Raw genomic sequence first — 15,795 nt, 5'->3', positions numbered from 1 at the left:
AAGAAATGCATGCAGGGATTGTTAAGATTTGATTGCTATCATTTCCTTATAGTAAATACTAAAGGGAGTGATACAGATGTTACCACCATGTAGGAGTGAACGATTATGAATATTTTAGTATGTGACGATGACAAAGCCATTGTCGATGCAATTGCAATATATTTAGAAAATGAAGGCTACACCGTATATAAAGCTTTCAATGGACTAGAAGCTATTGAAGGACTCAAAAGTCATGAGATTCATCTTATTATTATGGACATTATGATGCCGAAGATGGATGGGATTCGAGCAACGATGGAAATTAGGAAACAACATAATATTCCGTTACTTATGCTTTCTGCTAAATCTGAAGATCATGACAAAATATTAGGGTTGAATTTAGGTGCAGATGACTATATCACCAAGCCTTTTAACCCGTTGGAATTGGTTGCAAGGGTCAAATCTCAGCTGAGAAGATTTACATCATTAGGTGGCCTTGAAACGAATAGCAACGTCTATCAGTCTGGGGGCCTTTTAATTGACGATGAAAGGAAAACGGTCACTGTCGATGGCGAGGAGGTCCATCTTACGCCAGTTCAATATAAAATCGTAAAGCTGTTGACAGCAAACGCAGGTAAAGTATTCACGATTGAAGAGATTTATGAAAAGGTTTGGAATGAACCATCCTTTAACCCTGAAAATACCGTAACCGTTCATATCCGAAAAATCAGAGAGAAAATCGAAATAAATCCGAAAGAACCAAAATATTTGAAGGTGGTGTGGGGAGTTGGATATAAAGTGGAAAAATTATAGCCATTCCATCATGACAAAAATCATTGTTTTTATCATTGCAATCCTGTGTTTTACAGGAATGGTTCAAGCAGTTGCTGAAGTGGAGATTGTAAATGATGGAGAGTTTGGTAGTGTAACCGAGGACCGTTACATAGAAAGTCGGTCATATGTACAAGAAAGTGAAAGGTTGATTCATGACCTCACAAGATTACTAGGAAAGTATAAAAATGAGGAACATATTTTAAGTGGCAAAACCATTAGTCAGGATGAATGGAAAGATGTTGAGGAGAACTTATACTACTCAGAATTTGAATATCATTCTAGACTGTATGATCCAGAGCTAGGAAAAGAGAAGAACTACGAAAACTTTAAAGAAGAATTTGCCGACAGACTTACTGAAACGAAAGAACAGATGATCAAGGAAGATATGAGAGAATATCATATGCTCGTGCAAAATCTCGAAAATTATGATCCATTGTTTTATGCCAGTGATGGCACCAATGTATTTTCAAATAGTTCCATGACTAAAAAAGAAGAATTTGCAGCGTATCCAGCTTATCTACTCTTTGAAGAATACAAGAAAGAGTTGTATCCAAAAGAGACAGAAGAAAATGAGTATTTATATCGAATTACAGAACAAATTGATGAGTTAGATATGGAAAATACAGTTGTTTTTGTTGGGTTTTCGAAACAATTTTTAGATAAAAAATCGGAAGAGTGGCAAGAAGGCAAGGCCAATGCGACAACAAACTTATATCGTTTACTAGGATATTTGGCAGGATTTATTCTTTCATTTATTTATTTGGTACTTGTAATTGGTAGAAAATCTTTTCAAGATAGAGAGTTGCACTTCCGCCCGGTAGAAAAACTCTATAATGACATAAATATTATTCTTTGTATTCTGCTTTGGCCACTTTGGATTGTATTAGTGGATGACGTGTTTGAAAATATGGTAGGAATGTTTCCAGTCATTACAATTCCTTTTGCCGCACTTGAAGTAGCATTGCTTCTGTTACTCGTAAAGCATAGTAAGAATAGAACGTTTTTCAAGCACACATTGATCTATACAGTCATTTACAAGTTTGTGAAATTTTTTGGAGATGTATATAAATCAGGTAGCGTTGGTGTTAAGACAGTCTTACTTGTAGTAGGGTATCCGTTATTGATTGCAGCAACGTTTTTCTTGTTCCCGATTACGATTGGGGTAGCAGCTTGGTTTGCTTATAAAAAGGTCAAGACCTTCCAGAGTATCCAACAAGGGATAGAAGTTATTAAGGAAGGAAATCTTCATCATCGCATTGAAGTGCCAGGAAATGGAGAGTTTGCAAAACTTTCTACGAATATCAATAGCATTACCGATGGCTTGAAAAAGGCAGTGGATAGTGAACTCAAAAGCGAACGGTTAAAGACAGAGCTGATTACGAATGTTTCACATGATATTCGAAATCCGTTAACTTCGATTATTACGTACGTGGATCTTTTAAAAACTGAAAAGGACGCAACAAAAACAGGCGAATACATTGAGGTGCTTGAACAAAAAGCACAAAGGCTCAAACTTTTAACTGATGATTTATTTGAAGCTTCAAAGGCTTCGAGCGGGAATATTCCGGTGAACGTTGAGAAAATTGATATCATATCTTTACTTACCCAGGGGCTAGGGGAAGTCAACGACAAAATCGAAGCAATGGGTCTGGATATGAAGGTAAGTCAGCCACATGATAAGGTGTATGTGACTGTCGATGGAAGACTATTGTGGAGATCGATAGAGAATGTATTATCAAATATCTTTAAGTATGCACTCGAGCGGTCAAGGGTGTATATAGATATTGAGGATGTTGGAAATGAAATTCGTATCAGCTTTAAAAATATCTCCGCTTATGAGTTAAACATCTCTGCAGACGAATTAATGGAACGCTTTAAAAGAGGCGATGAATCCAGAAATAGTCAAGGCAGCGGGTTAGGACTTTCAATTGCGAAAAACCTTATCGAACTGCAAAAAGGGAGATTTACCATTCATGTGGATGGAGATTTATTTAAGGCGATCATCCATTTGCCTAAACATACTATTGAAAATGACTAAGAGTTATATTTGTAGATAAGAACTAAGTTCTTAGGATAACGGGTTTGGTTGACGTAAGAGAATCACTAAACCACATAATATATGGAGTATGAAATAGTAAATTATTTCGTACTCCATTTTTTTCTGTTTGAACATCTTTCAGTCATCTCAGTTAATACCCTTTGTACATATCGTTTGATCGTTATGTCGTTTAGGAAATTCAACTTTCTGGTGTTTTGTCGGATAGAAGGAATAGAAAAACAGATGGCGAATAACTATACTAGTTGAAGTCTGAAGTTTTGGAGGATGCAAAATAATGATGATATATGAGTTTAATCATAACATTCCAACATTGGAAGAATACAAATTTCTGTGCGACGCTGTGGGATGGACAGCTTTTATGAACTTTGACGTAGCGGAAACATCATTACGGAATTCCATTCACTGCATCACGGTTTATAATAATGAACATATTGTTGGCATGGGTCGAATTGTTGGTGACGGTGCTATCTATTTTTATATTCAAGACATAATGGTGCATCCAGGTCATCAGAAAAAGGGTATCGGGAAAGACATAATGAATAGATTGGTTGATTACTTGAATCGGAATGCACCGGATAAGGCATTTGTCGGTCTGTTTGCATCAAAAGGTACAGAATCATTCTATGAAAGTTATGATTTTAAGGATTACTCACCAAACATGACGGGGATGTTTACAGTGATTTCAAGAAACGAAACATGAAGTGGGCTGGGGTAGCTGACATTCGACTTTGTTGAATAGGGTATATTACAGTAGAGAAATTATGTTACTTTACGCATAGTGAAACGTTTTATATAGGAGGAGTAGAACATTTGAGGAACACATTTATTTTATTTTTTTTATTAGGTGCATTAGTAGTGGCTGGTTGTAGTGGGAAAGAGGTCAACTTACAAGATGGGGATACGCATATAAACGAAGAAATGGATCAGGTTATTTCTGATTATATAATGCAAAAATATTCATCCTCATATTACGAGACCGAAAAACAATTTGAAGTACACGAAGTGTTTGGTACAAGTGAATCAGATGGGGTAATAAATGTCTACATGTGGTCTTATTATGGGGGTTTTAATAAATCAACTGGACTAGAAAATCAGGCAGGACATTCATTACCTATCGTAATTCGGTTGAGTAAAAAAGAAGAAAATTATTCTGTGATTGAATACATAGAGCCACAAGACGGTAATTTATATCAGTCCTCTCTAACAGAAATGTTTCCAAAAAAATATCTAAAATTGGTACAACAAAGGAGTGGGAATATAGAGGATTTACAAAAAGAGATGGATAAAAAAGTTAGAAAGTGGGTAGAGAAGAAGGAGTAATTGAACTTTCGGGGAAGCTTAGACGAAGTTTGCATGTAATAAAAGGGGGAGTAATGGTAGCTCTTGATACATAGTGCCGACTATTATAGCCATTTTTTTCGTTGGACTTTTCACACCATTAGTTGGAATTGTGGTTGGTTTTTTCATTACTATCATTGTGTTACAAGCAAGAATCTCAAAAAAAGTAGACAAACTTATGGATCGGTTAGAGGCTGGTGAAAGTTCGTGAAATTTTCACATTTACTTTATCGAAAGCGATTGCTAAACAAGGCAATCGTTTTTTGGTTTTCATGGGGTATAAAAACTGTATTTAAATTTGGAATATTATGTTAATATGTGAGTTATGAGAACATTCAAGTAATAAAAAGGGGAGAATTAGGTGAATTTTTTTGTTGTGCTACGCGTGCTTGTTTCAATAATAGGTTTATATTTCATTACAATCGGATTATGGGAACTGAGACTAGGTGTAGATAGAAAGAAATATGTTACTTATATGTTCAGTGGTTTAGTTCTACTTTTGATTGTTGCAACACTCCTTACCCCTTTTTTGATGATGTATTTACATTAATGGTTAGAATTGGGTAAAGGACAGAGGTATCTTTTGTTAATTTGAAATCCGGTTGAAAAAGAGGCAGCCAATGAAAAAAGAACTAATTAGAATATGCTGGATCATAATATGTATTTGTTTAGTAATGAATCTCATCTTTGGAGATAGTTATACATCTTTTATTTTCACTGTTATAGGTTTTTTTGCTTTTGCTACATATGCAATAGCTGTATTAATAAATGAGGAAGAATAAAATTTATCTTAGTATTAAATTAACTTTACTACTAAGCAGAATATTTATCTTGAAGCGATTAGAAAAGAGACAACAGCAAAATGGGGGAAATACAATAATAATCGTTGGTAAGGATAAAAGGAGGGGAATGAAATACCGCCTCCTTTAAATGGCTTATATTTTTTTAAAATGGTTTTAAGGTCATTAGGATAATTAGTACAACTACAGCTATGTGTGTGACCATATTGTATGGGGCTGCTTGCTTCCCAATTTCATTAAATTCTTTAGGAAGTTCTTCGCTAGTTGCTTTTTCTAGTAATTCTTCTTGTAACTTTGCCTTTTTTGGTAGAATGCTTGCAACCAATGGTTGAACAGCTATGTAGATTACCATTGAGGCAATGTACCAACCTGTTTTGAATAAAGATGGATTTAATGCGCCTAATAGTAATGCTGTAACTAGTAAAGCGATACTGGCTGGCTTTGCGATTTTCTCAACTTTTTCATTAATAGCAAGAGCGAATTTAGCTTGAGTCACGGTTTTAGGTAATTTCATGACAGCCGGCAAAGCAAAAGTGGCTCCAAGTCCGCAGACAGCTGCGATAATATGAAGTGTAAGAATAATTCCGTAGAGTGTCATTTATAGGTCCCCCTCTTCTGATATTATTTATGATAAATGACATACTCTATAATACTGTAAAAAAGGTAAAAAATGTGAAAAAATAACAAATTTATAGGTAAAAAGTTTTGTTTGATTATACAAATTAACGTTTTAAGACCTACCAAAGTCCTTGTTGTGTCTTCGTTAGATTGTGTTATTTATTGGGAATAAGTAAAAAAAGCAGTTAAACCTGTAGTCAGATTGTAAGACACTTTTTGTGCTTATAGGCTATACATTTGGATTTTCAATCAAACTAGTAATATGGAGGATGAAAGTTTGGAAAGTGAATTATTAAAAATCTTTAATAATCATAGAAATCAAATAGGCGTCGCTACACGTGAAGATGTACATAAACTTGGATATTGGCATGAAGTTTTTCATTGTTGGTTTGTTTGTGAAGAAAAGGGAACGTATTATCTTTATCTACAACTCCGAAGTGATACCAAGAAGGATTATCCGAATCTATTGGATATTACTGCTGCAGGGCATTTACTGGCTACTGAAGCAGTTCAAGATGGTGTAAGAGAGATCAAGGAAGAGATTGGGATTGAGATTTCGTTTCAGGAATTAATACCGTTAGGAATAATAGACTACTGTGTTAAAAGGGAAAATTTTATAGATAAGGAAATCGCAAACGTATTTTTATATAAGAGAAATATTTCGCTTGATGACTTTATCCTTCAGGAAGAAGAAGTTGCGGGAATTGGTAAAGTAGAGTTTAACCATTTTGCGGAACTCTGGTCTGGTGAAAGAGAAACAATTGAGATAACAGGATTTGAAATAAAGAAAGATGGAGAGAAAGGTAGTATTAATGGTAGTGTTGGAAGGAATAAATTTGTACCTCATCAACTTACATTTTATCAGACAGTTATCGATAAAATTAAAGAAAAGCTTTAATAATCTTTCTTCTCTAATGGGGTAGCAGAGTATGTATAAAAATTAAAGTTCCTTACGAAGGAGAAAGCAAATGCCTATTATAAAGCATCAGCTATTTATCCAAGCACCCGTGAACGTATGCTTTGACCTTGCAAGAAACGTAGATATACATATCGAAACTACTGCTAAAACTAAGGAAAAAGCTGTTGGTGGAGTTACGCAGGGGCTGTTGGAAAAAGGGGATACTGTTACTTGGGAAGCTACTCACTTTGGTATCAAACAAAGGCTAACAGCAAAAGTAATACAAATGGAAAAGCCTACAGTGTTTGTTGACATTATGGTAAAAGGGCCTTTTAGTTCTTTTACACATACACATCAATTCAAAGAAGAAAAAGGTGGGACTCTGATGATTGATACTTTTCAGTATAAATCACCTTTTGGTCCACTTGGATTAATTGCCGATAAATTATTTCTGGAAAAGTATATGACAGACTTTATCATTTCTCGTGCAAAAGAACTAAAAAGAATTGCAGAAAACCAAATTAGCTTGCTCAACTAGCGGATGTGATGATTTAACAACGAAAAAAGAATGGGTTAAATATAACTAGAGGGAACGTAAAACGTAAAAGAATTTTCTCCTAGCCTAAATAATAAATAGAAAGAACTGGGACAAGGAACCTGTCCCCTTGTCCCATAGGTTGGTTACCTTTAAGAAGGAAACAGCCCCCTTTATTATGTTATTGTACTAACGGTATAGGTTAATTTTAAAAGGAATATAGTAAAATTAGTAAAAAGCGGAGGGAAAATGGAAAGTTACAAGTTTAATGAGTTTATTAACATTGCAAAAAAACTAAATGAAATTGAAATTATTCCATTGTTAATGGGATCGGTTGGTTTAGAAGTCGTTACAGGAAAGAATTGGGACGCACAAGACTTAGATATTCATGTGCCTGGTGATAAAAGAGGATGGGAAGTACCGCCTGAATTAAATATATATAACTGGAACGATATAGTGAACATTATGAAATCAATGGAATACTGCTTAATAGATTTGCATGAACATGAATTCTCTAAAGGGGGATTATCAGTTGAGTTTGGTATTATTGACACATTACCAAGTTTCGCTGGAATACAATTAGAGGATCTGGAAATGCACTATATAGGAGGTATAAAGTATTATTTACTAAATCCTGTTCAATATTTATGTGTTTACGAATCTTCATCCAAGGATAGTTATCGAGCATATAACAATAATAATAAAGATATAAGAAAAATAGATTTTTTAAAAAGAATGATATATGGCAACAAAAATTCATACTAAATCTAATGGAGTTAATGGGTGCTTTGATCTAAGCAGGAAATAACGCTAATTTTATAGAACTGTTGAACTAACTGAGCAGTTAGGGGGAATTTTAATGGCGAAATCGAAATGGAAAAAAGGTCTCGGCTTCCTTATATTAATAATTGTAGGAATACTTGGCGGGGTTGGCGGAAAACACGATCAATTTGAAAATAGAAGAGGAAGAAAATAAGAAACTAATCGCTAACAGGTGCGTTGTTCCTCCAGGGGTAACCGCCTTTTTTGTTGAAATCCTATTTGAATAAACGGAGCAGCATAGCTTAAGAAGAATTAGTTATTTCCTAACCTCAATAAATAGAGAGGACTGGGACAAGGAACCTGTCCCCCTGTCCCACAAAGGTGAGAAGAGTATGAAGACGAGATACAGTAATTTAGGTGATGTGTCGAATAAGAAGACGTTTCGGGATATGCGAAGGTGGCAGAAGGAAAGACGTAGTAAGGTAAAGGATTTAACGGAAAATATACCGCAGTGTTCCGATAAAAGGATCAACGAAATTAAGGAGAATAGAAGCCGAACTTCTTATACGTGGATTGGACATTCTACGTTCTTGCTTCAACTTGATGGATTGAATATACTTACTGATCCAGTATGGGCGAAACGAATGGGTTTTCAAAAGCGATTAACTGAACCGGGAATTCCGTTGGAAGAGTTGCCGGACATCGATGTGGTGGTCATTTCACATGGTCATTATGACCATCTTGATTTTCCAACGTTGAAAAAATTAAAAGGAAATCCTACATATTTTGTTCCTATCGGAATGAAGTCTCTTTTCCTCAAAAAAGGATATCAAAATGTAAGGGAAATGAGCTGGTGGGATTCGATAGAATACGAAGGAATCAAGATTCACTTTGTCCCAGCTCAGCATTGGACAAGAAGGAGCCTTAATGATATGAATACGTCCCATTGGGGTGGGTGGGTTTTTCAAACTTCCAATGAAACGTTTTATTTTGTCGGAGATACTGGCTATTTCGCCGGGTTTAAGGAAATTGCTGTACGTTTTAGGATTGATGTCGTCTTTATGCCAATTGGCGCCTATGAACCGGAATGGTTTATGGCTGAATCGCATATTTCCCCTGAGGACAGTGTGAAGGCATTTATTGAACTCGAGGCAAAGCTGTTTGTTCCGATGCATTATGGTGCATATCGATTGGCAGATGACACAGGGCCAGAAGCCTTGGAGCGTTTACTGCGAGAATGGGAAAAACGGCATCTTCCAAAGGAGCAATTAAGGGTACTATTAATAGGGGAAACAGTGATGTAGGTAACTTGTGAAAATTTTTCTGGTTTTCTTAACAACTTCTAAGTCTAGTGCCTGAGCCCCGTTTATACCGAGGGCTCAGGCACATTTTTCTATTATGGGTTGGTCGACCAAAGGCCAGCATGCTTTAATACAACACGCGGATGGAGTTTTAACTGTGCCACGATTAGATCTGCTAAATCCTCCGGTTGCATTACTTTTTCTGGATTGCCGTCTGTTAAATTTAGCTCGATAGCCATATCTGTTGCAACTGTACTTGGTGTTAAAGTTGTAACACGGATATTTTTTTTGCGTACTTCAAGCATTAATGACTCACTTAAACCGATAACGGCAGCTTTTGAAGCGGAGTATGCACTCGTAACGGGAGCTCCTTTTTGACCTGCAGTTGATGAGATATTAATGATATCGCCCGTGTTGCGCTCTTGCATTTCAGGTAATACAGCACGCGTAGTATAGTACACACCTTTTACATTAACATCGATAATATTTGTCCATTCTTCCGGCGTTAAATCCATGAAACCACCGAATTTTGAGATGCCAGCATTGTTTACTAGGATATCAATTGGACCCAGCTCAGCACGAATTGATTCGACCGCTGTGGTTATAGAGTCTATATCTGCTACATTGGCCGCAGCTGTTGCTACCTTCACATTATATTGCTTCAGTTCTTCAGCTACTTTTTCCACATTTTTTGACGTACGTCCAATAAGACCTACATGAATACCTTCTTTTGCCAAAGCTATTGCTGTTGCACGACCTATTCCACGTCCTGCTCCTGTAATAACTGCTACTTTTCCTGCAATGGGTTGCATGTTCTTCGCTCCTTAAGATGAAATAGTATTATCCTATACGGAATTATGTATGAGACCAAAACATTATATCATTGCAAGGGTGGTTATTAAAATTGTTCTGCTTTCGGATAGCTCTTTTGAGGTGTAAAGCAGAGTGGAACTAGAGTAAAAAAATATGTGATCAATTATACAGAAGTTGATTTAAGAAAAAGGATTAATGCACTTTTTATAGAATTGATTTATGGAATAAAAGGTGCAGTTTAATTAAAATAATAATGGCCGTTATCCTCCGAAAACGGCCATCAAAATAATCTTTCTTCCACCTCTAATGTTTATGCAAATCGATAATAAATCAACAAAAATGTACTTAGCACAAATAAAAAGTTTAGAAAGACAAATATCATCTGGTCGATTCGGGTCTTATGCATTTTAACTGGTGGATGATAAAAGGAAATTCCTTCAATAATAAAAATAAGTAACACAATATGAATCATGCCATGTCCAACAACTTCAGTGTAGCCAAATATGGTCGTTGTTAGGATAAATAAAATCGTTACTACCACAGCCAATAAACGGTTGAGAATACCTACGACTAATAGGTAACCCACGACGAATTCAATAAATGCAGATAGAACGATAAATAGATCAGGGGGAAAGCCAAAAGTCGGGACTTGATGGCGGTGAATAATATCGATTGTCATAAAAGGATAGACCCATTTTTCTACTGCAACCCAACATAAACTTAAGCCTGTTCCGAGGTAAAGAAATGGAAATCCTGCCGTCTCCAGTTTCGTTTTTCCTACCAATAAAACACCGATAATAGCTAGGTAAAACCCATAATCTAACATATGAAACCAACCGGTATAACTCCAAATATGAATAAATAATCCAAGCATTACTATGGCAGCTATCTTTGTTGCAATATGATGAGGAATTACTAGTAAAACGATAATTGCCCACATTAAAACCGTTTGCCAAGTATGGTGGATAGTAAACTCAGGTGCAAACATCGTTCGATTCATCACTTGTAAAATAAAGGCAGCAGCTGTACCATATTTGAGAATATAACGAGAGTATTTCCGATATCCATCTAACTTCATATCGATTGTGGCTACTCCAGGAATCTTCATCAACTGTGGTATGAATTGAGATAGTAATGCTAAAAAAAGAGCAATTAGTATGGATAACACTATAAATTCTATTGAAAGGATTTGTTCAATAGGAACCTTTTCTGGTTCTTTCTCGGTAAACCATTTTACATGTGCGCTTGCCATAATGGGTGATAAACAAATTAACCCAAATAAAACAATAGAATTGTATTTCTTCAATGGATATACCCCTCCTTTTTATATCATCAAAGTCAAAAGTTATTATTCCTTAAGTAGTAGGGGATTATGTTTTTACGCTGTAACCCATTCCAAGTTGTTAACGATAATTTTTAGCTATAACCAAACAAGTACAAGGAGGAGTTATCAATGAAATTTATGATGGTTGTGAAGGCTTCGAAGGATTCTGAAGCAGGGACAATGCCAAAGGAGCAGATGGACGTGATGTTTGCTGCGATGAAAAAATACAATGAAGAGCTGAAGAAAGCTGGAGTTCTCGTTGCAGTCGGTGGACTTCATCCAAGCTCCAACGGCATTCGTATTACGTACCCTGTTCCAGGTGAACCGCCTACTATTACACATGGCCCATTTGTCGAAGTCAATGAGTTAATTGCAGGATACTGGTTCATAGATGTAAAGTCTCGCGAGGAAGCCATCGAGTGGGCGTTGCGTGCGCCAGATCCACATGGTCTTGGAGAAGGTCAGATTGAGCTGCGCCAAGTATTCGAATAAACAAATACTAATCGACATATGAACGATAAAGCTAGGAAATAGAGTTAAAAACCGATAAGCAACATGGCTTGGGAAAGGTGCTAGTTATTAAATACTCACGTTTGTGATGTAATGAAAACTATGTATTAGTTGGAAAAGGTATTCGTTAGAAAAAACGTAAGATGATTTTTTTGACGAGTACTGTGTACGAGAGCAGGTTAATCAGAGTACTATTTTATTGTTGTTTGTTAGTTATGTTTTTTTCTAGTACTATAAAGCCATATAACAATAGAGCTATACATATTTACGAATTTGGATTATGTGTAAGGCTTCAAGTATAGAGAGGAGGCAGATGAAGTGGTGAATGAATATGGTACATTGCATGAGGAGAACGGTTGCTATTTTTTGCGATTTGAACGATTCTTTCCTCATAGTCCAGAGGAGGTTTTCAATTATCTTACGGACCCTAATTCCTTTACCCAATGGTACCCATTTGCAACCGGGGAGATGGATATCAGACTTGGTGGTGAAATTAACTTTGATGACGGTGAAGGATCGACTTATAAGGCTGTCATTACTGAGCTAGAAAAACCATCTAAATTTAGTTTACGTGAAATTGATGATCTAATAAACATTTCATTGCGAGAAAAGGATGAAGGGTGTCAATTGGTCTTTATACATACGTTTCACGATGATTCATGGGCGGTGAATACGGCAGCAGGATGGCATAGGTGTTTGGATGTCTTCAGTCAAATCGTCAATGGAAATCCAATTACGTGGCACGATAACGCAGCTAACCTGCGTGAGATCTATAGTGAAGCATTTAAAAAGTCATTATAGAGAGCTTACTATGGCATGGGGCCAATATAGTAAGGGATTACCATCCAATACTGTGTCAATGGCTTTTTGTGCTTTTTGAATGTGTATCACACTTCTTAAAGAACATACGATCTTTAAAAAGGCATAAGATTACACGGATGCTTTGTAAGTTAATAGCGATACAGATGTAAGTAGGTTTTTACAGATAACTCTTCTTGGTATAGAACAGAAATGGCTAGAATGTAAGAGTCAAAATAAGTCAAGGGAGGTTTTGGGATGACTATTCAATTCGAAGTAAAGACAACGTATCGAGTTCCAAAGGAAAAGGTTTATCAAGCCCTATTGGACTTGGATGCAGCTACGCACTGGATGCAAGGGTTAGTCCGGATAAAGCGGTTGGATGAGGGACAAATGAAAGTTGGCAGTGGATGGATAGAAACAAGGAAAATGATGGGGCATGAAGCGTCGGAAGTCTTTAAAGTAATCGGTCTTGAGCCTGAAAAGATTGAACTTTTCGTTGACGGTTCAAAAGGGTCAAACGGGAAAGGTGAACACTATTATACATATGAAATAAAAGAATCCGGAAATGCAACTGAGGTTACGTTACACGCTGAAATTAAAGGGCTAACTGGAATCTCAAAACTTGTTGGTAAACTGATGACACGTACATTTAAAAAGATTTGTGCCAAAGATTTGACTGCGTTGAAAAGTTATTTGGAGAAATGAAAGGAATAGGACTTTTTATAAATTATCAACATGTTATTGATTGAGAAATTAAATAAATATCTCTAACATAGTTTTTTTATGCAGGAAATGTATCAACGTTAAATTGGAGAGATGTACATGACAAAACATAGGATTTATACAATGAGCTTCGCAGGTGTCTACCCTCACTATGTGACGAAGGCTGAGAAAAAGGGACGTACAAAAGAAGAAGTAGACGAAATCATCCGTTGGTTAACTGGTTATAGCCAGGAAGATCTAGAAACAATACTGGAAAATAAAACAAACTTTGAAACCTTTTTTGCGGAAGCTCCCCAACTGAATGCTTCGCGAAGCTTGATTAAAGGTGTGATTTGCGGTGTCCGAATAGAAGAAATCGAAGACCCACTTATGCGGGAAGTTCGCTATTTGGATAAGTTGATTGATGAGTTAGCAAAAGGAAAAAAGATGGAGAAAATTTTGAGGGCGTAATGAAGGAACACTGATTCTGTGTATAGGATTGGTGTTTTTTATATTGGAGTGTTCTAAAAAGGAAACTTTTATAGGGGGTTATTCGTATATAAACTATTGACTTTTTGAAAGGAGTTCTATATGCAATCAATTCTACTATTTTCTGTCATTATAGGAGTGGCTTCAGCACTTATTCTCTTACCGTTTACACGTAAAAAAGGCAAAAGAGACAAGGAAAAGGATACGAAACTTCATCCTGGGTTTCTAATTACTAGTGCGGTTTTACTTACTATTCTTATGTTTGTTTATTTTTATCTTACAAATGTGGATCGAAACTTTACGTCGGTCTGGTTTTTAGCACTTGTCGTTACTGCTCTAGGTGCTCTTTTTGCAAATGGCGCTGAAAGAATGGTGAAAGGCATCTTATTCGTAGGAAGTCTTGTTTTCAGTATTTACTTAGGAACTGCTTTCCTCTTTAATGCCGATGAAAAATATGAAGTGTCTAGCATGGAGCTAGAAACAGAAATTGAAGTGTTTGATGAAACGAAAACACCTGCTAGTGTTCCTCCACAGTTTGCACGAAATAAAATGAAAAAGGCATTTGGCCAAGTTCCTGATACGAGTTATTATGAACTTGGCAACTTACAAATTCAAAAGATAAACAACGAATACGTGTATATTGCACCAATCGAATTTTCCGGATTTTTTAAATGGTGGAATGGGAAAAGTACACCAGGATATTTCACGATTAGTGCGACAGATTCTACAGATAATCCAAAGTTTGTGAAGGCTGAAATGATTTATACGCCATCGTCCTATTTTAACAAGGATCTACAACGCCATATGCGCATGAAATATCCAAAAGTGATCTTTTACGGTGAACCTCAATTGGAAATCGATGAGGAAGGAAAACCGTTTTATCTTCGCTCATATGGAGAATTTATTTCCGCTAGAAATGGGTTTGATGTCAAAGGAATCGTCCTCGTTGACCCTGCCTCGGGAAAAATGGACATGTATGCAACAGCGGATGTTCCTGAATTCATTGATGGTGCAGTATCACCGGAAGTCGTTAGCTTACAAAATAGTTATTTCGGGAACTATGTGAATGGGTTCTGGAACAGTAAGTTTGGAAAATCAGATGTAAAGCTTCCATCAGATGAGGGAACAGAAGCAAATGTAAGCCCGATTTTTGATGAAAATGGGGATATGTATTATTTCACTGATTTTACGAGTCCCAAAGAGGGAGTGGACTCTATGCTCGGTTACTCTCTTACGAATTCAAGAACAGGTGAAGCGACCTATTATACGGGCAACTTAGAAGAATCATATATGGATTCACAAGGTGCACTGCAAATTATTGAGAAGAAATTCATAGAAAAGAAATGGGATGGCGAAATGCCGATTCTCTATAATTTCTATGGCGAAGCAAGCTGGTTAACTCCAGTACTGGATGCGAATGGATTCCTACAGAATTATTTCATCGTGTCAGCAGCCAATCCAGAGATTTCCGTGTACGGAAATACGCCAAATGAAGCATTGAAGCTATATAAAACGGCCTTGCAACGTGGTGGTGGAACGGTTGATGGAACTTCAGAAGCAGAAGAAAAACAAGTAAGCGGGAAAGTCGTTCGTGTCTATAAAGAGAAAGCAGAAAACGCAACGATTATCTATTTCTTGTTAGATAATGACAAAAGTTACATGATCTCTTCTGAAAACGCGCCAAAAGCGATCTATTTACAAGAGAATGATACAGTGAACGTAACCTACCTTGATACAGGGGAAGAATTTTTACCAGCAAAGGACCTTGTTATTGAAGGTTTATAAGGATGAAGGAAGTGTCGGTTGTGATGACTGGCACTTTTTTTACGATTTTGTACTTAAATAGAAGTGTAGAAATCCTAGAGAAAGTAACTTGTAGATATAAAGAAAACGAGTAAATATGTTAATAGTGACAATCAACGAATAGGTTTCTAGTCTATGGAAGGATTACAATCAATTGAGTTCGTTAATCGATTGTGGTCATATGGTAAAATATAATGAATCTGTTGTTTTTGGGTGAAACGAATGAAAT

17 protein-coding genes are annotated in these 15,795 nt (G+C 36.3%); 14 read left to right on the top strand and 3 right to left on the bottom strand.

The window, feature by feature from the left end:
- The first annotated feature begins 105 nt into the window (after nucleotides 1-105).
- The 5 genes from ACWNMY_RS01100 to ACWNMY_RS01080 all read left to right on the top strand — a co-directional run bounded on the left by ACWNMY_RS01100 (nucleotide 106) and on the right by ACWNMY_RS01080 (nucleotide 4,760).
- A complete protein-coding gene (locus tag ACWNMY_RS01100) occupies nucleotides 106-792 on the top strand; it encodes a response regulator transcription factor (RefSeq protein WP_449536446.1) in 687 nt (228 codons plus the stop codon).
- Entirely contained in the window at nucleotides 767-2,851 is a 2,085-nt protein-coding gene (locus ACWNMY_RS01095; RefSeq protein WP_449536445.1) for a histidine kinase dimerization/phospho-acceptor domain-containing protein, read from the top strand. The genes ACWNMY_RS01100 and ACWNMY_RS01095 overlap by 26 nt, the downstream gene beginning before the upstream one ends.
- A 295-nt stretch (nucleotides 2,852-3,146) precedes the next feature.
- Nucleotides 3,147-3,572, top strand: coding sequence for a GNAT family N-acetyltransferase (locus ACWNMY_RS01090; protein ID WP_449536444.1), 426 nt, complete (start codon nucleotides 3,147-3,149; stop codon nucleotides 3,570-3,572).
- A gap of 110 nt (nucleotides 3,573-3,682) precedes the next feature.
- Nucleotides 3,683-4,192: a hypothetical protein gene (locus ACWNMY_RS01085; RefSeq protein WP_449536443.1), complete on the top strand. Its 510-nt coding sequence runs from the start codon at nucleotides 3,683-3,685 to the stop codon at nucleotides 4,190-4,192.
- Between the two features lie 379 nt (nucleotides 4,193-4,571).
- Nucleotides 4,572-4,760, top strand: a complete 189-nt coding sequence (locus ACWNMY_RS01080; RefSeq protein WP_449536442.1) for a hypothetical protein — start codon at nucleotides 4,572-4,574, stop codon at nucleotides 4,758-4,760.
- A gap of 395 nt (nucleotides 4,761-5,155) precedes the next feature.
- Here ACWNMY_RS01080 and ACWNMY_RS01075 read toward each other — a convergent pair whose 3' ends face one another.
- Nucleotides 5,156-5,608 (bottom strand): DUF2269 family protein, encoded by a 453-nt coding sequence (locus ACWNMY_RS01075; protein ID WP_449536441.1) that lies wholly within the window; start codon nucleotides 5,606-5,608, stop codon nucleotides 5,156-5,158.
- Nucleotides 5,609-5,905: 297 nt separating this feature from the next.
- Here ACWNMY_RS01075 and ACWNMY_RS01070 point away from each other — a divergent pair, with 297 nt between their 5' ends.
- From ACWNMY_RS01070 to ACWNMY_RS01055, 4 genes are all read left to right on the top strand, one after another.
- The gene (locus tag ACWNMY_RS01070) at nucleotides 5,906-6,526 is read left to right on the top strand and encodes an NUDIX hydrolase (RefSeq protein WP_449536440.1); all 621 of its coding nucleotides are present in this window, start codon (nucleotides 5,906-5,908) and stop codon (nucleotides 6,524-6,526) included.
- A gap of 70 nt (nucleotides 6,527-6,596) precedes the next feature.
- Nucleotides 6,597-7,064, top strand: coding sequence for an SRPBCC family protein (locus ACWNMY_RS01065; protein ID WP_449536439.1), 468 nt, complete (start codon nucleotides 6,597-6,599; stop codon nucleotides 7,062-7,064).
- Nucleotides 7,065-7,310: 246 nt separating this feature from the next.
- Nucleotides 7,311-7,826 carry a phosphoribosylanthranilate isomerase gene (locus ACWNMY_RS01060; protein ID WP_449536438.1) on the top strand — a complete coding sequence of 172 codons (516 nt, stop codon included), beginning with the start codon at nucleotides 7,311-7,313 and terminating at the stop codon, nucleotides 7,824-7,826.
- Between the two features lie 389 nt (nucleotides 7,827-8,215).
- Complete coding sequence (locus tag ACWNMY_RS01055; RefSeq protein ID WP_449536437.1) at nucleotides 8,216-9,127, top strand: MBL fold metallo-hydrolase; 912 nt, start codon at nucleotides 8,216-8,218, stop codon at nucleotides 9,125-9,127.
- Nucleotides 9,128-9,219: 92 nt separating this feature from the next.
- Here ACWNMY_RS01055 and ACWNMY_RS01050 read toward each other — a convergent pair whose 3' ends face one another.
- On the bottom strand, nucleotides 9,220-9,936 hold the full coding sequence (locus ACWNMY_RS01050; protein WP_449536436.1) for a 3-ketoacyl-ACP reductase: 717 nt from the start codon (nucleotides 9,934-9,936) through the stop codon (nucleotides 9,220-9,222).
- 311 nt (nucleotides 9,937-10,247) lie between these two features.
- Nucleotides 10,248-11,243 carry a DoxX family membrane protein gene (locus tag ACWNMY_RS01045; RefSeq protein ID WP_449536435.1) on the bottom strand — a complete coding sequence of 332 codons (996 nt, stop codon included), beginning with the start codon at nucleotides 11,241-11,243 and terminating at the stop codon, nucleotides 10,248-10,250.
- Nucleotides 11,244-11,390: 147 nt separating this feature from the next.
- Here ACWNMY_RS01045 and ACWNMY_RS01040 point away from each other — a divergent pair, with 147 nt between their 5' ends.
- The 5 genes from ACWNMY_RS01040 to ACWNMY_RS01020 all read left to right on the top strand — a co-directional run bounded on the left by ACWNMY_RS01040 (nucleotide 11,391) and on the right by ACWNMY_RS01020 (nucleotide 15,548).
- The gene (locus ACWNMY_RS01040) at nucleotides 11,391-11,753 is read left to right on the top strand and encodes a YciI family protein (RefSeq protein ID WP_449536434.1); all 363 of its coding nucleotides are present in this window, start codon (nucleotides 11,391-11,393) and stop codon (nucleotides 11,751-11,753) included.
- Between the two features lie 336 nt (nucleotides 11,754-12,089).
- On the top strand, nucleotides 12,090-12,572 hold the full coding sequence (locus ACWNMY_RS01035) for an SRPBCC family protein (protein ID WP_449536433.1): 483 nt from the start codon (nucleotides 12,090-12,092) through the stop codon (nucleotides 12,570-12,572).
- Between the two features lie 255 nt (nucleotides 12,573-12,827).
- Complete coding sequence (locus ACWNMY_RS01030; RefSeq protein WP_449536432.1) at nucleotides 12,828-13,277, top strand: SRPBCC family protein; 450 nt, start codon at nucleotides 12,828-12,830, stop codon at nucleotides 13,275-13,277.
- Between the two features lie 117 nt (nucleotides 13,278-13,394).
- A complete protein-coding gene (locus ACWNMY_RS01025) occupies nucleotides 13,395-13,745 on the top strand; it encodes a DUF2200 domain-containing protein (protein WP_449536431.1) in 351 nt (116 codons plus the stop codon).
- A gap of 120 nt (nucleotides 13,746-13,865) precedes the next feature.
- Nucleotides 13,866-15,548, top strand: coding sequence for a hypothetical protein (locus tag ACWNMY_RS01020; RefSeq protein ID WP_449536430.1), 1,683 nt, complete (start codon nucleotides 13,866-13,868; stop codon nucleotides 15,546-15,548).
- Nucleotides 15,549-15,795 lie beyond the last annotated feature (247 nt).

This window comes from Ferdinandcohnia sp. Marseille-Q9671 (genome assembly GCF_976954385.1).
The sequence above is the reverse complement of the archived record's forward strand: the minus strand, read 5'-3'. Positions and strand labels throughout refer to the sequence as shown.